Here is an 18,002-nt window from a genome sequence, read left to right as displayed (position 1 = left end):
GGCCTCCAAAAGGGGGCTGTTGCTTATGCAACAGCCCCCTTTTTTTCTCTTAATATATTTAATGAATCATCTAAAAACAATGAATTTGATTTATACTTCCCCGGACCGTACAATAAAGGTATCAGAAAAATCTGTGCGGATGGGCTTCGGGCTTTGCCTGAGGTTGAAGGAGGTTGGATGTTATGAAAATCACCACCAGAGGCGGGGTCGTTTCCCAACTGCTGGAAAATGTACCCTTGCCCCGGATGTTCCGGGCCCGGCAGACCTTTCCCCGGCCGGTGCTGACCCCGGAGGAGATTCCCGGGGCGGTCCGGAGTGAAATGAGCCGGGAACCTTTTGTGAGCAAGCTGAAACCGGGGATGTCCGTGGCCATTACTGCCGGGAGCCGGGGCATTGCCAATGTGGCCCTGATCACCCGGTCCATTGTGGAATTCTGCAAAGAACGGGGCACCCGCCCCTTCATCGTCCCGGCCATGGGGAGCCATGGCGGGGCCACGGCGGAAGGCCAGCTGGAAATCCTGGCCGGCTACGGGATCACCGAAGAAGCCATGGGCTGTGAGATCCGCAGCAGCATGGAAACGGTGTACCTGGGCATGAGCGGTTCCGGCCGGCCGGTGTACATGGACAAGAACGCCTATGAGGCGGACGGCATCATCCTCTCCTGCCGGCTGAAGCCGCACAATGCTTTCCGGGGGAAGGTGGAAAGCGGTCCCTGCAAAATGATGGCGGTGGGCCTGGGGAAACAGAAAGGGGCGGAAAACGTTCACGCCGACGGTATGGGAAAGATTGCGGAACACATCCCTTCCATGGCCAAAGTGTTCCTGGAAAAAGCCCCCATCCTGTTTGCCATCCCCTCCATTGAAAACGCCTACGACGAAACCTGCAAAATCGTGGCCATCGATACCCCGCACATGATCGAGGAAGAGGCGGAGTGGCTGAAATTCGCCTTTGCCAACATGCCCTCCCTGCTGGTGAAGGAAGCGGATGTGCTGGTGGTGGATGAAATCGGGAAGAACTATTCCGGCACCGGGGTGGACCCCAACATTGCCGGGACCTTCTCCACCGAATACGCCCACGGAGGCCTGAAGGTCCAGCGGACCTGCTTCCTGGACCTGTCGGAAGCCTCCCACGGGAACGCCCTGGGCATCGGCCTGGCCAACTGCATCACCGCCCGGCTGTTCAACAAGATCGACATGGATGCCATGTATCCCAACATCGTCACCAACACGGTGTTCAAATCCGGGATGATTCCCTTTGTGGTGCCCACGGACAAGGAAGCCATCCAGCTGTGCATCCGTACCACCAACGGGGTGGACCGGGACCCGGCCAAAGTCCGGGTGGTCCGGATCCCCAATACTTCCCACATCGGCACCGTGATGCTCAGCGAAAGCTATTATGAAGCCGTAAAGGCCGGGCAGTACCCTCATCTGGAAGCCCTGGATGAACCGGAAGCCCTGGAATTCGATGCAGCAGGGACCCTGCTGACAAAAATCTGAGAAAGGAAGAAATCCTATGACTGCACCTCTTGTAATCAAGGTCAAGGACAAGGACAATGTGGCCATTGCCGTCCATGACCTGCCGGTGGGCACGGAAGTACTGCCGGGAGTGGTTTCCCTCCAGCCCATTCCCCAGGCCCACAAAATCGCCCTGGAGGATATTCCCAAAGGGGGAGAGATCATCCGCTACGGGGTGGTCCTGGGCTATGCCAAGGACGCCATCCCCAAGGGCAGCTGGATCAACGAACACATGCTGGACCTGCCGGAAAGTCCGGCCCTCCATGATCTGCCCTATGCCACCCACATCGTTCCGCCGGAAGAACTGCCGGATCCGGTCCAGACCACCTGGTGGGGCTACCGGAACAAAAAGGGTCCGGCAGGCACCCGGAACCTGCTGGGGGTGGTGACCACCGTCCAGTGTGCCGCCGGGGTGGTGAATGTGGCAGTGGACCGGATCCGCCGGGAACTGCTGCCCAAGTATCCCCATGTGGATGATGTGGTGGCGGTGAACCATCCCTATGGCTGCGGGGTGGCCATCAATGCTCCCATGGCCAAGATCCCCATCCGAGCGGTCCGGAACCTGATCCGGCACCCCAATTTCGGCGGGGAAATCATGCTCATCGGCCTGGGTTGTGAAAAGCTCACCTATGACCGGCTGCTGGAACCGGAAGAAATCAATCCGGACAACTGCCTGACCCTCCAGGACTGCCACGGCCATGACGCCATGATGCAGGCCATCCTGGACATGGCGGAAAAGAAGCTCCAAAGACTGGAGCAGCGCCGGCGGGAAGAACTGCCTCTCAGTGAATTGGTGGTGGGGCTCCAGTGCGGCGGCTCCGATGCCTTTTCCGGGCTCACCGCCAATCCCAGTGCCGGTTACGCGGCGGACATGCTGGTAAAAGGCGGCGCCACGGTGATGTTCAGTGAAGTGACGGAAGTCCGGGACGGGGTGCCCATGCTGGCGGCCCGGTGCGTGAACCGGGAAGTCCGGGACAAACTGGCGGCGGAAATGAAATGGTACGACGACTACCTGGCTGATGGGGGTGTGGACCGGGATGCCAACCCCACTCCGGGGAACAAAAAGGGCGGCCTGGCCAATATTGTGGAAAAGGCCATGGGGTCCATTGCCAAAAGCGGCACCAGTCCCATTGTGGAAGTGTTGTCCCCGGCGGAAAAACCCACCAAACACGGGCTGATCTATGCAGCCACTCCTGCCAGCGACATTGTGTGCGGCCCCAGCCAGCTGGCTTCGGGGATCGGGCTCCAGGTGTTCATGACCGGACGGGGCACCCCCTACGGCCTGGCCATTGCCCCGGTGATCAAGGTGTGCAGCCGGAACGAAATGAAGGACAACTGGTTCGACATGATCGATATTTCTGCCGGTGGGGTGGCCACCGGGGAAGCCACCATCCCGGAAGTGGGCACGGAGATCTTCCGGTTCATCCTGGATGTGGCCAGCGGAAAGAAGAAGCCCTACAGCGATCAGTACGGCTTCCACAACGATCTGTGCATCTTCAATCCGGCACCGATTACGTGATATAATGAGGGTGTTGCCTTTGGGCAACACCCTTTGTCAATGGCCATTGACCATTGACCGCTGACCATTGACAGTTTTTACGGAGTTATCACAAGTTATGGAAAATCTTATCCTGGGGGCTTTTTGCCTCGTGCTTTTTTTGTTTATTTTTACGGGACTGCCCCTTTTGGGGGCGCTGTTTGTAGGGTTCCTGCTGTTTTTCGGTTATGGACTGTACCGGGGGCACTCTTTCGGGGCCGTGCTGAAAATGGCCTGGGAGGGAGTCCTGTCAGTGAAGACCATTTTCCTGGTGTTCATCCTCATTGGCATGCTGACGGCGGCCTGGCGGGCTTCCGGCACCATCGGCTACATCATTGCCCTGGCGGTCCGGTTCATCCGGCCTTCCGTGTTCCTGCTGCTTACCTTCTGGCTGAACTGCGCCGTATCCTTCCTGCTGGGGACGTCCTTTGGCACGGCGGCCACTATGGGGGTGATTACCCTGTCCATCGGGGAGACCCTGGGGATCTCTCCTTTTTACAGCGGGGGCGCCATTTTGTCCGGCACCTATTTCGGAGACCGGATGTCTCCGGTTTCCACCAGTGCCCTTCTGGTCAGCGTGCTTACAGGAACGGACATCTACAAAAACATCGGGAACATGGCCCGGTTTGCCCTGGTCCCCTTTGCCCTGGCCAGCCTGTTCTACCTGGGGCTGGGCCTGTGGCTGCCGGGTATGGGCCAGGTGGGCGCCATGGTCAGCGGTCTGTATGACATTTACCATTTCACTCCCTGGCTGGTACTGCCGGCGGTGAGCATCCTGGTGCTGAGCTTCTTCCGGGTGTCCGTGAAGAAGAACATGGCCGTAAGCATCTTCCTTGCCCTGCTCCTGTGCCATTTTGTCCAGGGCTGGCCCTGGGCCTATCTGGTCCGGATCCTGGCCACCGGCTATCATCTGTCAGACCCGGAATACGCAGGGATGCTCAGCGGCGGGGGCATCACCTCCATGGTCCGGGTGGCCTCCATTGTGTGTCTGTCCGCTTCTTTCGGAGGCATCTTCAAGGGCACCGGGCTGCTGAAAGGCATCGAGGGACTGTTCCAGCAGCTGAAGGAGAAGGCGGGGACCTATCCGGCCATCATCCTGGCCGCCCTGTTTACCGGCATGGTGTCCTGCAACCAGACCCTGAGCATCGTGCTCACCCACCAGCTGTGCAGTCCCTTTGTGAAGGACCGGGAACAGCTGGCCCTGGACCTGGAGAACACGGCGGTGGTGATTTCTCCTCTGATTCCCTGGTCCATTGCCTGCGCCACCATCCTGGACACCACCGGAGCCCCTCACAGCTCCGTGGTCCTGGGAGTGTATCTGATTCTGCTTCCGGTGTGGGGATTGATAAAAAGCCGTTCTGCCGCTTGAAGGGGCAGAACGGCTTTAAGGGGCGCTGCTCAGTAGCGCCCCTTTTTCCTGCACTCTTCACAATATCCGTACAGCTCCAGATAATGGCCCACGATTTCGAACCGGGTCTTTTGGGCCAGTTCTTCTTCGAAGCCGTGGAGGGGGCAGCCGTCGATGTTCACCACTTTGTGGCAGCCCAGGCAGATCAGGTGGTGGGTGTGGCTGAGGGTGTACAGCAGGAACCCGTATTTCCGGCTTTGGGGCAGCAGGACCTTTTCCGTCAGCTTCTTTTCCGTGAAGCTTTCCAGGATCCGGTACACGGTGGAAAAATTCAGGCTGGCTCCGGCCTGGAGGAGTTTTTCATAAATATCGTCGGCACTGAGGACTTCCCGCTGTTCCAGGAGCAGTTCCAGCACCTGGCACCGGGCCTGGGTGCATTTCAGGCCGGCCCGGCGGATCAGCTGCCGGGCGTCCAGGGGAGATCCGTTCTTATCCATGGCGCACCTGCCGTTTCTGGCGCCGGGTCTGGAAACAGAGGACCAGCAGAAGGAGCAGGACGGACACAATGGCCGTGATTCCCCCTGGGGCGGCTCCGATGTAATAGGAGGCAAAGAGACCGGCCATAACGTCCAGGAAGCTGAAGAGTACCGCCAGGGCCATGGTTCTCTTGAATCCCTGACGGAGCTGGAGGGCGGTGGCCACCGGCAGGGCGATCAGGGAGCTGATCACCAGGATCCCCACGATCCGGATGGACACGGAAATGGTGGCAGCCACCAGAAGGGAGAACACATAGTTGATGGCCCGGGCCTTCACGCCCAGGATCCGGGCGCCGTCCTCATCAAAGGAAAGGAGCACCAGCTGGGGGAACAGGCTGAAAATGGCCAGGAGGGACACCACGGTCAGGATGGCCACGGTGGTCACTTCTCCCTGGGTTACGGTCAGGATGCTGCCGAACAGGAAGGAATCCACATTGGCGTGGACCAGGCCGGAGCTGATGATGGTAATGGCGATGCCCACGGACAGGGACAGGACGATCACCAGGGTCAGTTCTGCATACCGGCGGAATTTTTCCCGGAGCACTTCGATCAGCAGGCCGAAGAAGGAAGTGACACAGAAGGCGCTGATAATGGGGTTGGCATGGAACAGGAGACCGGTGGCCACCCCTGCCAGGGACGCATGACTCAGGGCGTCTCCGATCATGGAGTACCGGCGGAGCACCAGGAAGGTGCCGATCAGGGGACAGATAAGGGAAATCAGCAGGGACACCGCCAGGGCGTTCCGCATAAAGGCGTAATCAAACATGGGCGCAGTCACCTCCGTTTTCTGCCAGGTATTCCCGGATGTATTCCTGGGGGGTGCAGAAATGCCCCTGGCCCCGGACCACATGGAAGAAGCTGGAGGCGTTGTGGGCGGCATACCGCAGGTTGTGCTCTACAGTGATCACCGTGATCCCCCGTTCTTCGTTGAGATGATGGATCAGGGGATACAGGTCATCCTGGCTTTTCAGATCCATGCCGGTGGAAGGTTCATCGAAAATCATCAGATCCGGCTTTCCCAAAAGGGCTTTGGCAATCATCACCTTCTGGTACTGACCGCCGGAGAGGGCACCGATGAGATGATCCTGGAGAGAAGAGATGTGCATCCGGTCCAGGGCCCGGTCCACCGCATTCCGGTCTTTGATCTGGAGGACTTTCCGGGTATAGTCCAGGACTTCCCGGACAGTAATGGGAAACTGCTTGTTGATCATGTCCGTAGGCTGGGGCACATAGGCGGGCCGGCGGAAGGTGCAGGAGATGGTGCCGCTGCTGGGAGACAGGAGCCCCAGGATCAGCTTTACCAGGGTGCTTTTGCCGCTGCCGTTTTCTCCTACAATGGCCACATAGTCCCCGTCATGGATTTCCATGGACAGGTCATGGAGCAGATAGGGTCCCTGCTCATAAGCAAAGGACAGATGGGATATTTGAAGCATGGTACGACCTCTTTCCAGTATAATGGCGCAAATGCAAATCATTTGCGTTTATTGACGGACGATACTCTATATGATATGATATCTTTCGCGAAAATGCAAATGGTTTGCATTTCCCCACGATTTTGCTTTAGCCATTACAGGGATATGCAAAAGGAAAGGAAACAATCAATGAAACGGATTTTATTTTTGCTGCTGGCGGGGGCTTTGGTGCTGCTGGCGGGATGCGGGGGAAAGACGGCCCCGGAAAAGACGAAAGAGGGGAAACTGCCGGTGGTGGCCAGTTTCTATGCCATGAAGGAAATGACGGAAGCCATCGGAGGGGACAAGGTGGCGGTGACCACCCTGATCCCGGAAGGGACGGAGCCCCATGAATTCCAGCCCACCACCAAAAGCATGAAGGACCTGAGCCGGGCCCGGGTCCTGGTGATCCAGGGACTGGGTATGGAACCCTGGGCGGAAGAAATGGTGAAGGCGGCGGAAAACCGGGACCTGGTCCAGGTGGTGGCGGCCCGGGAAGTGACTCCCATTGCCAATGAGGATGCCGAGGAAGCCAGGGAACACGGCCAGTATGATCCCCATGCCTGGCTGAGCCCTGCCTGTGCTCAGGTGGAAGCGGCGGCCATTGTCCGGGGCCTGTCCCAGGCGGATCCGGTCAACGCCGGCTATTACCAGGCAAACGGAGAAAAGTTCATCGGCCGTCTCCGGCAGCTGGAAGCTGCCTACAAAGGGAAATTCCAGGATCTCCCCCGGAAGGAATTCGTCACCGGTCATGCAGCCTTTGCCTATCTGTGCCGGGATTTCGGCCTGGAACAGAACAGCGTGGAAGGCGTCTTTGCCTCCGGAGAACCCAATGCCCGGCAGCTGGCCAGCCTGGTGGAATACTGCAGGGCCCATCAGGTCCGGACCATTTTCACTGAAGCGGCGGTAAGCCCCAAGACCAGTGAATCCCTGGCCCGGGAAGTGGGAGCCAAAGTGGTGCCCATCCACACCCTGGAAGGGGGAGAAGGGGAAGGAGACTATCTGGTCCAGATGGAAGAGAATCTGGCACGGATCTACGAAAGCCTGAAGTAGGGGGCCGCTGACAGAGGGGGCACGTTCCGTGCCTCCCTCTTCATATTTTCTTCATATTTCCCCAACAACTCCTGCACAGGGAACGGGTATAATAAAGACAAAGGAAAAAGAAACCCACCCTCCTGGATGAGAAAGAAAGGATGATCCATCATGACAACCAAATTCAAGACTCTGGCAGTGGCAGCAGCATTCTTTGCAGCAGGAAGCATTGCCGGACCCCGTTTGCTGGCGGTATCTCCGGTTCATGCAGCGGAAGCGGTAACGGAAAATCAGCCGGTTGTACAAACGTTGGACAACCAGGTTGGATGCCCTTACTATCAGCAGAACGGACATCATCGGAGAGCCGGCCGCCGGGGCGGCTGCTGGAACCAGGACCGGCCCCCCTGCTGGGAAGACAACGGCCAGGGGCAGCAGAGCTGAAAAAAGGAGGTGTTGCACAGCAACACCCCCTTTTTATATAATGTCTCCAACAAGGAGGCGCTTATGGACAACTACTCTGTACTGCTGGTGGACGATGATCCCAAGCTGCTGGATCTTCTGGTGAACTATTTCCAAAAAGAACAATTTACGGTGTTTTCCGCCCGGGACGGGGAGGAGGCCCTCCGGGTCTTTGAACAGGAACAGCCCCAGCTGCTGGTGCTGGACCTGATGCTGCCCAAAATTGACGGCCGGGACGTGTGCCGGACCATCCGGCAGAAAAGCACTGTGCCCATTATCATGCTCACGGCCCGGGATGCGGAATTCGACCGGCTCATGGGACTGGAACTGGGGGCGGATGACTATGTGACCAAACCCTTCAGCATGCGGGAACTGGTGGCCCGGGTCCGGGCCCTGCTCCGGCGGACCTACGGAGCCTATGGCCAGCAGAAGCAGGAAAAACCGGAAACAGTGATCCGGGCCGGGAATCTGGAGCTGGATCTGGACCGGCATCTGCTGCTGCGCCAGGAAGGGGACGGCACCTGGAAATCCATCGAACTGACTCCCATTGAGTTCAGCCTGCTGGAAGTCCTTATGAAAAGCCCTGGCCATGTTTACAACCGGCTGCAATTAATGGAAAACAGCCATGGATTTGCCTTTGACGGCTATGAACGGACCATTGATGCCCACATCCGGAACCTGCGGCGGAAAATCGAACCGGATTCCAAAAATCCCCGGTACATCCTGACGGTGTACGGGATCGGCTACAAATTCGGAGGCTGAGGCCATGCGCTTTCACAGTGTACGGAACAAAATGATGGTGAGCACTTTCCTGCTGATCCTGGTCTGTGCCCTGATTGTGATTTCCATCTGCAGCCAACAGATGGAAACCCACTTTTTCCAGTATCTCCAGGATCCTTCCGCCCTGGCGGGCCAGCAGGGAGCCGGCGGCTATGGCCGGGGCATGGGCCGTGGGATGATGGGGGGCGGCATGGGCATGGGAGGCATGCACCACCGGATGATGCTGGGGGTGGCGGAACGGACCTTTGTGGAATCCTATCACCAGTCCCTGTGGTGGGTTGGCTTCCTGTTTGCAGGAGTGGGGCTGGTGGTCAGCTACTTCCTGTCCGGGAACATCACCCGGCCTCTCCGGCAGCTGTCCCAGGCGGCGGAAAAGATCCGTCAGGGGGACCTGAAACAGGAAGTCCCGGTGGATACCCAGGATGAAGTGGGCCAGCTGGCGGAAGTGTTCAACCAGATGTCCGCGGAACTGGCGGCCAATGAAAGCAACCGGCAGGAGCTTCTGGCCAACATCGCCCATGAACTGAAAACCCCGCTGGCGGTGCTCCAGGGCCACCTGGAAAGCATGCTGGACGGAGTGGAGGAACCGGCTCCGGACAAGCTGTTCTCCATGCAGGAAGAGGTTATGCGGCTGACCCGGCTGGTGGGAGATCTCCGGGATCTGTCCCTGGCCCAGGTTCATCGTCTGGAACTCCATCTCCAGCCGGTGGATCTGGATGAAAAAGTGGAACGGGCGGCGGACATGCTGGAACCTCTGCTGGAAGAAAAAAAGCTCCGGTTCGTAAAGGAACTGGCACCCGGTCTGCCGGAACGGCAGCTGGATCCGGACCGGCTGAACCAGATTCTGTACAACCTGATCACCAACGCCATCCGGTACACCCATCCGGGGACCCCCATCCTGCTGAAAACGGAACCGGCAGGAGACCGGGTGCGGCTGACCATTGCCGATGAAGGGCCGGGAATTGCCCCGGAAGACCTGCCCCATGTGTTCGAACAGTTCTACCGGGGAGACAAATCCCGGAACCGGGCTTCTGGAGGCAGCGGTATCGGGCTCTCTCTGGCCAAAAGCTTCGTGGAAGCCCAGGGCGGGACCATCACTGCCCGGAACCGGAAAGAGGGCGGGGCGGAGTTTGTGGTGGAATTGTAGGGCCGGCTGCATAGGCTGCCGGCCTGTTGGCGGTCCATGGTCAGCGGCCGTTGAACGTTGGCAGCTGACCGTTGACCGGGCTGTTGCCTAGGCAACAACCCCTTCATATTTTCTTCATATTCTCTTCCCACCATCTGCACATTCTATCCCTATAATACAACTATGATTTTAAGGAACTGCTGAAAAGGAGCGATGTGCAATGGTTATGACGAATTATATGGATCTGCTGGCGGCCAACCAGCCCTGGAACCTGATCCTGTTTATGGTGATCCCGGTGGTGCTGGCGGAATCCCTGGTGGCCACGGAATTCTACACCACCTATTACAACGGCAAAGCGGCGGGCTGGAAGACCTGGAATCACTGGCTGGGAATTGCTGCCGGAGTGTATTTCGCTCTGGTAGTGCTGTATCTTCTGGTGAACGTTGTGCCCGGAATCCACTGGAAGGGCTGGGCGGACCAGCTGGCCATCGTGGCCTATCTGCTGGGAATCGTTCCCCTGGGGGCCATTGCTCTCATGGAACTGGGAATCACAGGGAAGCATCTCACGGATCAGCAGCGGACCCTGCGCCATTTCGGTCTTTTGATCGGGTTCCTGGTGGTGAGCCACGTGGCCATGGTGTTCGGCATGGTGGATCCCACCATTACCGGTTGGCAGCCTATGCCCGCTCCAATGCATCAGATGGGCGGGATGCAGCATATGTAAAAAAGACTGTGAAGAAATGGAAAAGACATTTCTTCACAGTCTTTTTTTGTCAGCGGCCAACGGTCAGCTGTCAGCGGCCGGTGGAAATCAATTTTTCCAAATTGATTTTGAATTTATAAAGACACTGACCGGCCAAACTCATTTTGCCGAAGTTCAAAGCCAGCGATGCTGGCTTTCTTTGGCTGTTGACCGTTGACAGGGGTGTTACCCAGGCAACACCCCCTTTTTTATTTTTCCAACGCTTTTTCCAGTGCTTTGGCCAGTTCCAGATCAGAGGCCGGGTTCTGGCCGGTGATCAGTTCCCGGTCTTTTACCACATGGCTCTGGTTCATGCCTTGGACCTGGATACGGGCACCGGACAGCTGGAGGGCCTGCTCCAGATGAAAGGGCATTTCCGTCCCTTTGGCTATTTCGCCCGGCCATTCTTCCGCATCAGAAAGAGCGGTCATGGCATAGCCGTCATAGATCCAACCCTTGCCCAGAGAAAGGACGCTTTTTACGTCCCGTTCCACCAGGGCCTTTCGGTAGGCGGCGGGATCCGGCAGGGCTGCCAGAGAAGCGGCGGGTCCATGGCAGATCATGGCAGTGGGCTTTTGTTTGGCGTGGAAATCTTTCAGGATGGTTCCCAGTTCCCGGTTTTCCATCAGACTGCCCATGGGAGCATGGCCCCCAGGGATGAACAGGGCATCATATTGATCCAGTCCGTTTTTCAGTACCTGCTGGAAGGAGATGGGCTGCAGGCTTTGGGCGAAGGCTTCCGCTTTGGCCCGTTCTTTCTCGCTGCCCTGAAAGAACTTTTTGTCATTGGATCCCTGATCCATGGCAGGGGCCTTTCCTTCCGGGGTGGCCAGGACGATCTGCCAGCCTTTTTCCGTAAGATATTCGGCGGGTACGGCCAGTTCATTGAGGAAAAAGCCGGTAGGCATGGCTGTATGGTTGGCCAGTTCCAGCGTATTTTCGCTGGAGGCGATCAGCAGGATCTTTCCTTTGGCAGAGGCTGCCGAAACAGGCTGGGCTGACAGTATACCGAGGGGAAGAACCAGCATAGCGGTGAGACAAAGTTTGACAAAACGGTTCATATGATCCACTCCTTGTTTTTTCCTTTTATTGTAGACAGAAAAGGTTTCGATGGAAAGTATGTACTTTTTTGTATATAAGTTTCCAAAAGGGAACTGCTGGAGTTAAAAGGTCCCGGCCATGTATTCCCGCCCCCAGTCGCAGATGGCGAAAATAACGGGACGGAGGGATTCTCCCCGGGATGTCAGGGTATATTCCGTCTTGGGCGGGACCACCGGATAGACCGTGCGGTGGATCAGTCCATCTCCTTCCAGCTCCCGGAGCTGCTGGGTGAGCATTTTTGCCGTGGCCCGGGGGATATGGCGCTGGATCTGGCTGAAACGCAGGACGTTTTCCGTCAGCAGATAATAGAGGATGATGGCCTTGTATTTGCCTCCCAACTGGCTCAGGGCCGCTTCCACGGGACAGTTGTATTTTTTTTCGTTCATGGGGGTCTCCTTATGGTTTCTTAAAAGATAGTATATCACTTAAAAGTGCATTCTTGTGATTTAGAAAGATTGGGGATAATATTAGCACAGTCAATCACGAAATACAAGAAAACAGGAGGAAAATCATATGCAAAAAGAGATTGGTGCGGTTATGGGGCTGTACCCCACGCCAGTGACTGTAGTGGGAACTGTTGTGGAAGGACGGGTGAACTGGCTGACCATTGCCCATGTAGGGGTCGTGGAACATACCCGTTTCCTGATCAGTGTGGACAAGGCTCATGAATTTTCTGTCCGGGGAATCGAAACCAACGGCACCGTATCGGTGAGTCTGGTGAACCGGGAAATCCTGGCAGCAGCTGATTACTGTGGCATGCATAAAGGAGCTGCTGAAGATAAGTCCCAGGTATTCCCCCATCATTTCGATGAGGTGAAGGGAGCGCCCATCCCGGACAATGCTCCGCTGGTGATGACCTGTCGTGTGATCCGGAAGGTGGAAGTGGGGCAGTTCAACAATTATATCCTGGAACCGGTACACACTTATGTGGAAGAAAAATATTTGAACGAACAGAACAAACCGGATTATGAAAAAATGAAACCCATCCTGTTTGAATTTCGGAATGCCCTGTATCTGGAAACCGGAGCTGTGGCCGGCCGCTGCTGGAATATCGGCTGGAATTTCCAGCGGTAACGCCCTTGTCGGGAGTCAGGAGTCCGAAGTCAGAAGTCTCAGGAAAGGATCCGCCTGGCTGGACGGATCCTTTTGATTCTGTAAAACCAGAATCAAAATCAATTTGAGAGTTTATTTCGTCCAAAGGTTCTACATATTCAAAAATTTGCTTGCAAATTTAACCTTCGGCTCCAGACTTCAGACTCCAGACTTGAGCCGCTATGCGGCTCTACAGCTAAGGAGGTGTTGCACGGAACGTGCGACACCTCCTTTAATACTTCTCCTTCATGAAATCCACAAAGGCCCGGACGCTGGCCAGAAGGTGGTAGTTTTTCCGGTAGTACATCCAGGTTTCCCGCATCAGGGGCTGGCCTTCCACAGTGGTGAGCACGGTGGGGTGGACCTGGGGAGTGTCCTGGCCGCAGCTCCGGGAGAGCAGGGTGAACCCCAGTCCTTCCTGGACCATTTTCAGGCAGGTGTCCATGGCATCGGTTTCGATGATGGTGAAGGGGGGCTTCCGGTAGTGGGCGTACCACCATTCGTCCAGCACGTTCTGGAGCATGGGGTCGGTGATGTAATGGATGTAGGGATAGCTGGGCAGCAGATCCATGTTCAGAGGGTCCCGGCTGAAGGCACAGAGAGGATCCTGCCACAGGAGCCGTTTTTCTTCGTTCCAGTTGTGGCCGCCCCGGACAATGCACACATGGTATTTCCCTTCCAGGAAGTCCCGGTACCGGTCATGGCTGAACCCGCTTTTCATGTGGATTTCGATCCGGGGGTAGGTCTGCCGGAACTGGGTCAGGATCCGGGGCATATGGTATTTGGCGAACACGTTGGAACAGGCAATGGACAGGGTGCCGGCCGGGTGGACCCTGGCGTCGGACAGGGTGTCCCGGATCTTCAGGTAGGAGGCTTCAGTTTTCAGGAAGAACCGGTACAGCAGTTCTCCTTCCGAAGTGAACTGGATCCCCCGGGGCTGGCGGAGGAACAGGGTACAGCCAAATTCCGCCTCCAGCCGTTTCAGCCGGTCGGTAAGGGCCGGCTGGGACAGGAACAGCCGCTTGGCGGTGTGGGTGATGTTCTTTTCTTCGTAGAGGGTCTTCAGCAGCAGGATGTCTTTGTTGTCCATAAGGGGGCCTCCTTCAGGGCTTAAAAGGATAAATATATTTTATCGCAAAACCGAATAAAATCCTATTTGTTTTTTAGGTCGGGAACAGGTACACTGAAAGGGAAAGAGGGGACAGCGGGCAGATCTCGAAAGAGAGCGTCGCCTCTTGGAAACCAGCAAACCCAAAAGGGACTGTTGCATGAGCAGCAGTCCCTTTTTGGGGTCTCGAGTCTCAAGCCATGAGTCTCAGGCCCATGGAAAGAACCTGTCCCGGGTCTCCCAATTGTGGAAAACCTTGAAACCGCCTGCCGGTGGTTTCAAAATAACCATAGAATAATTTGATGGCTGATACAAATAAACACGTATTTGTGTTATTTCACAGAGAATTCTATGATAAGGCTGTGCACAATTGAATCGGAATTTTGGAGGAGGACAAAAATGGTTGAACTGATCCACGAGAATGTATATTACAGAGATGGACAGCTGCTGACGGAGCAGGAACTGGCTGCCCAGGGGGTTAAAGCCGACCGGGCGGAAGGGGTAAAGAAGACCCTGGCCTATCAGGTGATGGAAGCCCACCAGCAGGGCAGCGGGATGGAAGACCTCCATCTGAAGTTCGATGCTCTCACCAGCCATGACATCACCTATGTGGGGATCATCCAAACGGCCATTGCCAGCGGCCTGGACCATTTCCCCATCCCCTACATCCTGACCAACTGCCACAACAGCCTGGCCGCCGTAGGAGGCACCATCAACGAGGACGACCATGTTTTCGGCCTGTCTGCCGTGAAGCGGTTCGGGGGTCTTTACGTACCGCCCCATATGGCTGTCATCCATGAATACATGCGGGAACGGATGGCCGGCGGCGGGAAGATGATCCTGGGGTCCGACAGCCATACCCGGTACGGGGCCTTCGGCACCATGGCCATCGGGGAAGGAGGTCCGGAACTGGTGAAGCAGCTCCTGGGCCATACCTACGATGTCCAGCGGCCCCAGGTGATCGCCATTTATCTGAAAGGGAAACCCCGCCATGGGGTAGGGCCCCAGGATGTGGCTCTGGCCATTGAAAAAGCCGTTTTCAAAAACGGTTTCGTGAAGAACAAGGTGATGGAATTCATGGGACCGGGGATCGCCGGCCTGTCCATGGACTTCCGGAACGGCATCGACGTGATGACCACGGAAACCACCTGCCTGACCACCATCTGGTCCACGGACACCACCGTAAAGGACTACCTGGAACTCCACCACCGTCCGGAAGCCTACAAGGAAATGAAACCGGGAGATCTGGCCTGCTACGACGGAGCCGTGGTGGTAGATCTGGACAAGGTGGAATCCATGATTGCCATGCCCTTCCATCCCAGCCATGTGTACACCATCAAGGAACTGAACGAAGGGGGCAAAGACCTGCTGGCGGAAATCGAAGAACAGGCAGTGAACATGCTGGACAACAAGGAACTGTCCCTGGGTCTGGCGGACAAATACTATGACGGGAAGATGCACTGCGACCAGGGTCTGATTGCCGGCTGCTCCGGCGGTCTGTACGAAAACCTGGTGGCGGCCGCCCATATCCTGAAAGGAAAGAGCATCGGCAGCGAACGGTTCGCCTTCAGCGTCTATCCCTCCAGCCATCCCATCTATATGGAACTGATGCGCAACGGAGCCCTGGCAGATCTCATGGACGCCGGCGCCGTGGTCCGGTCCGCTTTCTGCGGCCCCTGCTTTGGCGCTGGGGATACTCCCAACAACAAGGGATTCAGCGTCCGGCACACCACCCGGAACTTCCCCAACCGGGAAGGGAGCAAGCCTGGCAAGGGACAGATCGCTTCCGTAGCCCTGATGGATGCCCTGAGCGTGGCAGCCACGGCGGCCAACCATGGGGCCCTGACCCCGGCCACGGAGGTGGACTACGACGACAGCGTGCCGGCTTACCATTACGACAGCCTGCCCTATGACCACAAGGTGTTCGACGGCATCGGCCAGCCGGACAAAAAGGAAGAGCTGGTGTACGGACCTTCCATCAAACCCTGGCCTTCCATTGAAAAGCTCAACAAGAACCTGCTGCTGAAAGTGGCTGCCTGGATCGATGATCCGGTGACCACCACCGACGAACTGATCCCCTCCGGGGAAACCTCTTCCTACCGGAGCGATCCCTATGCCCTCAGCGAATTTGCCCTGAGCCGGAAGGTGCCGGAATATGTGGGACGGGCCAAAGCTGTCCGGACCCTGGAAAAAGCCCGGCAGGACGGGGAAAACTGTGAAGAACTGAACAATCTGTACAGTTCTGTAAAAAATGCTCTGTGTTTGCAGGAATCTGTGGACCAGATGGAGAAAGATACTTCTGTAGGTTCGGTGGTCTATGCCAACAAACCGGGTGATGGGTCCGCCCGGGAACAGGCGGCTTCCTGCCAGCGGGTACTGGGCGGGGCAGCCAACATTGCCTTGGAATATGCCACCAAACGGTACCGCAGCAATGTGATGAACTGGGGAATGCTGCCGTTCCTGACTTCCTATGAAGACTCCCGGAAACTGGCGGTGGGGGATCTGGTCTATGTCCCCAATGTTCGGGAAATCCTCCTGAGTGACAAGGATGAATACAAGGGCTTCCTGATCCGGGACGGAAAGAAGACCGGGGAGATCACCCTGCACTTGGGCAGTGTGGAACCCTCCCAGAAAGACATCCTGGCTGCAGGCTGTCTGATCAACTACTACGCAGGCAGCAAAAAATAAGATCTGCCGTCCAACCTGAAGAGGAGAAGGCGGGCACAGGCCCTTCCTTCTCCTGCTTCCTGGCAGAAAGGAGTACAACATGTTGTTAGGTATTGCTGGTTTCGTCCTGATCGGACTGGTCGTGTACTGTCTGATCTCCTCCAAGATGAATGCCATCCCCATTTTCGTGGCATTCCCCATTATCATTGCCCTGCTCTGCGGTTTTGCCCCTGCAGAAGTATTCGCCTTCATCAAAAAAGGCGTGGGCACCACCATGTCCACCGCCATCCTGTTCCTGTTTTCCATTGTTTACTTTGCTTTGATGAATGATGTGGGCATGTTCGATCCTCTCATGAACTTCCTGGCCAAGAAAGCCGGGAACAACATTGTCCTGGTCACCATCGCCACCGGGATCATCGCCACCATCGCCCACCTGGACGGCACTACTGCCGGGACCTGCCTGATCACCGTCCCTGCCATGCTGCCCCTGTACAAAAAGCTCCACATCCGTCCTGTGGTGCTGTGCTGCATCATTTCCGCCGCCATCAGTATCATGAACCTGACCCCCTGGGGCGGCCCTGTGGCCCGTACTGCCATTATCCTGAAAACCGATGCCAGCATCCTGTGGCATGAACTGCTGCCTCTCCAGGGTGTGGGCCTGATCATTGTGCTGGCCTTTTGCATTTACCTGGGCCTCCTGGAAAAGAAACGGGGCGCCGGCCTGAACCCCACCGGGAAGGCTGCGGAACTCAGTGAAGACCTGAGCATGGCCGGGAACGATGCGCCGGCTGATCCCAGCCTGAAACGGCCCAAACTGGTGTGGATCAACTGGCTGGTGACCCTGGTGGTCATCCTGCTCATGTGCTTCACCAAGATTCCTCTCTACGGCGCCTTCATGATCGGCCTGGCCGCTGCCCTGATCATCAACTTCCGTTCCGCCAAGGAGCAGGCCAACGCGGTGAAACGCCATGCTTCCGCGGCTCTTTTGACTCCCATGATCCTTTTGACCACCGGGATCTTCCTGGGGATCCTGAACGGCACCGGGATGATGAAGAGCATGGCCAATATCCTGATCTACATTATGCCGGATGCCCTGGGGCCCAAACTGGCCACCGTCATGGGCTGCCTGTCCGTGCCTTTCGGCATGATGCTGGGCACCGACTCCTTCTTCTTCGGCTTCATGCCTCTGTGCATCGGGGTGGCGGAGAAGTTCGGGGTGGCCGCTCACGATATTGCCATGAGCATGCTGATCGGGAAAGACTTCTGCATCATGGTGACTCCTCACAACGCCACCACCTGGCTGCTGATCGGCATGGCCGGGGTATCCCTGAAGGAACAGCTGAAATTCTCCGCTCCCTATCTGTGGATCCTCAGCATCATCACCGTATTTGCTGCCGGGATCATGGGTGTGTTCCAGATGTAAAAAAAAGGGGGTGTCGCACGTTCCGTGCAACACCCCCTTAGCTGTAGAGCCGCATAGCGGCTCAAGTCTGGAGTCTGAAGTCTGAA

18 protein-coding genes are annotated in these 18,002 nt (G+C 56.8%); 12 read left to right on the top strand and 6 right to left on the bottom strand.

Annotated features, from left to right (window positions below):
• Nucleotides 1-182 precede the first annotated feature (182 nt).
• The 3 genes from ACTQY5_RS03885 to ACTQY5_RS03875 all read left to right on the top strand — a co-directional run bounded on the left by ACTQY5_RS03885 (nt 183) and on the right by ACTQY5_RS03875 (nt 4,420).
• Nucleotides 183-1,496 (top strand): lactate racemase domain-containing protein, encoded by a 1,314-nt coding sequence (locus tag ACTQY5_RS03885; RefSeq protein ID WP_022487876.1) that lies wholly within the window; start codon nt 183-185, stop codon nt 1,494-1,496.
• Nucleotides 1,497-1,512: 16 nt separating this feature from the next.
• Nucleotides 1,513-3,033, top strand: coding sequence for a galactarate dehydratase (garD, locus tag ACTQY5_RS03880; protein WP_022487877.1), 1,521 nt, complete (start codon nt 1,513-1,515; stop codon nt 3,031-3,033).
• A gap of 97 nt (nt 3,034-3,130) precedes the next feature.
• Nucleotides 3,131-4,420: a Na+/H+ antiporter NhaC family protein gene (locus tag ACTQY5_RS03875; protein WP_154488443.1), complete on the top strand. Its 1,290-nt coding sequence runs from the start codon at nt 3,131-3,133 to the stop codon at nt 4,418-4,420.
• 29 nt (nt 4,421-4,449) lie between these two features.
• Here ACTQY5_RS03875 and ACTQY5_RS03870 read toward each other — a convergent pair whose 3' ends face one another.
• Genes ACTQY5_RS03870 through ACTQY5_RS03860 form a run of 3 tightly spaced genes read right to left on the bottom strand, consistent with a single transcriptional unit; the run spans nt 4,450 to nt 6,368 of the window.
• Nucleotides 4,450-4,896 carry a Fur family transcriptional regulator gene (locus tag ACTQY5_RS03870; protein ID WP_022487879.1) on the bottom strand — a complete coding sequence of 149 codons (447 nt, stop codon included), beginning with the start codon at nt 4,894-4,896 and terminating at the stop codon, nt 4,450-4,452.
• Entirely contained in the window at nt 4,889-5,701 is an 813-nt protein-coding gene (locus tag ACTQY5_RS03865) for a metal ABC transporter permease (RefSeq protein WP_022487880.1), read from the bottom strand. Before ACTQY5_RS03865 ends, ACTQY5_RS03870 begins: the two co-directional genes overlap by 8 nt.
• Nucleotides 5,694-6,368 (bottom strand): metal ABC transporter ATP-binding protein, encoded by a 675-nt coding sequence (locus ACTQY5_RS03860; protein WP_022487881.1) that lies wholly within the window; start codon nt 6,366-6,368, stop codon nt 5,694-5,696. The genes ACTQY5_RS03865 and ACTQY5_RS03860 overlap by 8 nt, the downstream gene beginning before the upstream one ends.
• Nucleotides 6,369-6,536: 168 nt before the next feature.
• On the opposite strand from ACTQY5_RS03860, the gene ACTQY5_RS03855 reads away from it, so the two are divergent.
• The 6 genes from ACTQY5_RS03855 to ACTQY5_RS03830 all read left to right on the top strand — a co-directional run bounded on the left by ACTQY5_RS03855 (nt 6,537) and on the right by ACTQY5_RS03830 (nt 10,703).
• The gene (locus ACTQY5_RS03855; protein ID WP_022487882.1) at nt 6,537-7,439 is read left to right on the top strand and encodes a metal ABC transporter solute-binding protein, Zn/Mn family; all 903 of its coding nucleotides are present in this window, start codon (nt 6,537-6,539) and stop codon (nt 7,437-7,439) included.
• 150 nt (nt 7,440-7,589) lie between these two features.
• Entirely contained in the window at nt 7,590-7,859 is a 270-nt protein-coding gene (locus tag ACTQY5_RS03850) for a hypothetical protein (RefSeq protein WP_022487883.1), read from the top strand.
• Between the two features lie 63 nt (nt 7,860-7,922).
• Nucleotides 7,923-8,639 (top strand): response regulator transcription factor, encoded by a 717-nt coding sequence (locus ACTQY5_RS03845; protein ID WP_022487884.1) that lies wholly within the window; start codon nt 7,923-7,925, stop codon nt 8,637-8,639.
• Between the two features lie 4 nt (nt 8,640-8,643).
• Nucleotides 8,644-9,804, top strand: a complete 1,161-nt coding sequence (locus tag ACTQY5_RS03840; RefSeq protein WP_022487885.1) for a sensor histidine kinase — start codon at nt 8,644-8,646, stop codon at nt 9,802-9,804.
• A gap of 199 nt (nt 9,805-10,003) precedes the next feature.
• Entirely contained in the window at nt 10,004-10,507 is a 504-nt protein-coding gene (locus ACTQY5_RS03835) for a DUF6803 family protein (protein WP_288311120.1), read from the top strand.
• Nucleotides 10,508-10,523: 16 nt separating this feature from the next.
• Nucleotides 10,524-10,703 carry a hypothetical protein gene (locus ACTQY5_RS03830; protein WP_288174719.1) on the top strand — a complete coding sequence of 60 codons (180 nt, stop codon included), beginning with the start codon at nt 10,524-10,526 and terminating at the stop codon, nt 10,701-10,703.
• Between the two features lie 31 nt (nt 10,704-10,734).
• Here ACTQY5_RS03830 and ACTQY5_RS03825 read toward each other — a convergent pair whose 3' ends face one another.
• Together ACTQY5_RS03825 and ACTQY5_RS03820 are read right to left on the bottom strand one after the other, a co-directional pair.
• Nucleotides 10,735-11,586 (bottom strand): type 1 glutamine amidotransferase domain-containing protein, encoded by an 852-nt coding sequence (locus tag ACTQY5_RS03825; RefSeq protein WP_022487887.1) that lies wholly within the window; start codon nt 11,584-11,586, stop codon nt 10,735-10,737.
• A 102-nt stretch (nt 11,587-11,688) separates the two neighbouring features.
• Entirely contained in the window at nt 11,689-12,012 is a 324-nt protein-coding gene (locus ACTQY5_RS03820) for a winged helix-turn-helix transcriptional regulator (RefSeq protein ID WP_022487888.1), read from the bottom strand.
• Between the two features lie 127 nt (nt 12,013-12,139).
• On the opposite strand from ACTQY5_RS03820, the gene ACTQY5_RS03815 reads away from it, so the two are divergent.
• Nucleotides 12,140-12,700, top strand: coding sequence for a flavin reductase family protein (locus ACTQY5_RS03815; RefSeq protein WP_022487889.1), 561 nt, complete (start codon nt 12,140-12,142; stop codon nt 12,698-12,700).
• 250 nt (nt 12,701-12,950) lie between these two features.
• On the opposite strand, the gene ACTQY5_RS03810 is transcribed toward ACTQY5_RS03815, so the two are convergent.
• On the bottom strand, nt 12,951-13,808 hold the full coding sequence (locus ACTQY5_RS03810; protein WP_022487890.1) for a LysR family transcriptional regulator: 858 nt from the start codon (nt 13,806-13,808) through the stop codon (nt 12,951-12,953).
• 417 nt (nt 13,809-14,225) lie between these two features.
• Between ACTQY5_RS03810 and ACTQY5_RS03805 the strand changes: the two genes are divergently transcribed.
• Nucleotides 14,226-16,514 (top strand): hydratase, encoded by a 2,289-nt coding sequence (locus ACTQY5_RS03805; protein WP_441368829.1) that lies wholly within the window; start codon nt 14,226-14,228, stop codon nt 16,512-16,514.
• Nucleotides 16,515-16,593: 79 nt separating this feature from the next.
• A complete protein-coding gene (locus tag ACTQY5_RS03800; protein ID WP_022487892.1) occupies nt 16,594-17,916 on the top strand; it encodes a CitMHS family transporter in 1,323 nt (440 codons plus the stop codon).
• The last annotated feature ends 86 nt before the right edge of the window (nt 17,917-18,002 follow it).

The organism is Acidaminococcus sp. HCP3S3_H5 (genome assembly GCF_052122235.1).
Taxonomy (GTDB): domain Bacteria; phylum Bacillota; class Negativicutes; order Acidaminococcales; family Acidaminococcaceae; genus Acidaminococcus.
The sequence above is the reverse complement of the archived record's forward strand: the minus strand, read 5'-3'. Positions and strand labels throughout refer to the sequence as shown.

Bases quoted from the DNA above. Each gene is read 5' to 3' on its own strand.
- ACTQY5_RS03875 (WP_154488443.1), top strand. From the start codon at position 3,131: ATGGAAAATCTTATCCTGGGGGCTTTTTGCCTCGTGCTTTTTTTGTTT.
- ACTQY5_RS03830 (WP_288174719.1), top strand. From the start codon at position 10,524: ATGGAAAAGACATTTCTTCACAGTCTTTTTTTGTCAGCGGCCAACGGT.
- ACTQY5_RS03805 (WP_441368829.1), top strand. From the start codon at position 14,226: ATGGTTGAACTGATCCACGAGAATGTATATTACAGAGATGGACAGCTG.
- ACTQY5_RS03840 (WP_022487885.1), top strand. From the start codon at position 8,644: ATGCGCTTTCACAGTGTACGGAACAAAATGATGGTGAGCACTTTCCTG.
- ACTQY5_RS03870 (WP_022487879.1), bottom strand. From the start codon at position 4,896: ATGGATAAGAACGGATCTCCCCTGGACGCCCGGCAGCTGATCCGCCGG.
- ACTQY5_RS03860 (WP_022487881.1), bottom strand. From the start codon at position 6,368: ATGCTTCAAATATCCCATCTGTCCTTTGCTTATGAGCAGGGACCCTAT.
- ACTQY5_RS03835 (WP_288311120.1), top strand. From the start codon at position 10,004: ATGGTTATGACGAATTATATGGATCTGCTGGCGGCCAACCAGCCCTGG.
- ACTQY5_RS03810 (WP_022487890.1), bottom strand. From the start codon at position 13,808: ATGGACAACAAAGACATCCTGCTGCTGAAGACCCTCTACGAAGAAAAG.
- ACTQY5_RS03845 (WP_022487884.1), top strand. From the start codon at position 7,923: ATGGACAACTACTCTGTACTGCTGGTGGACGATGATCCCAAGCTGCTG.
- garD (WP_022487877.1), top strand. From the start codon at position 1,513: ATGACTGCACCTCTTGTAATCAAGGTCAAGGACAAGGACAATGTGGCC.
- ACTQY5_RS03815 (WP_022487889.1), top strand. From the start codon at position 12,140: ATGCAAAAAGAGATTGGTGCGGTTATGGGGCTGTACCCCACGCCAGTG.
- ACTQY5_RS03865 (WP_022487880.1), bottom strand. From the start codon at position 5,701: ATGTTTGATTACGCCTTTATGCGGAACGCCCTGGCGGTGTCCCTGCTG.
- ACTQY5_RS03885 (WP_022487876.1), top strand. From the start codon at position 183: ATGAAAATCACCACCAGAGGCGGGGTCGTTTCCCAACTGCTGGAAAAT.
- ACTQY5_RS03850 (WP_022487883.1), top strand. From the start codon at position 7,590: ATGACAACCAAATTCAAGACTCTGGCAGTGGCAGCAGCATTCTTTGCA.
- ACTQY5_RS03800 (WP_022487892.1), top strand. From the start codon at position 16,594: ATGTTGTTAGGTATTGCTGGTTTCGTCCTGATCGGACTGGTCGTGTAC.
- ACTQY5_RS03820 (WP_022487888.1), bottom strand. From the start codon at position 12,012: ATGAACGAAAAAAAATACAACTGTCCCGTGGAAGCGGCCCTGAGCCAG.
- ACTQY5_RS03855 (WP_022487882.1), top strand. From the start codon at position 6,537: ATGAAACGGATTTTATTTTTGCTGCTGGCGGGGGCTTTGGTGCTGCTG.
- ACTQY5_RS03825 (WP_022487887.1), bottom strand. From the start codon at position 11,586: ATGAACCGTTTTGTCAAACTTTGTCTCACCGCTATGCTGGTTCTTCCC.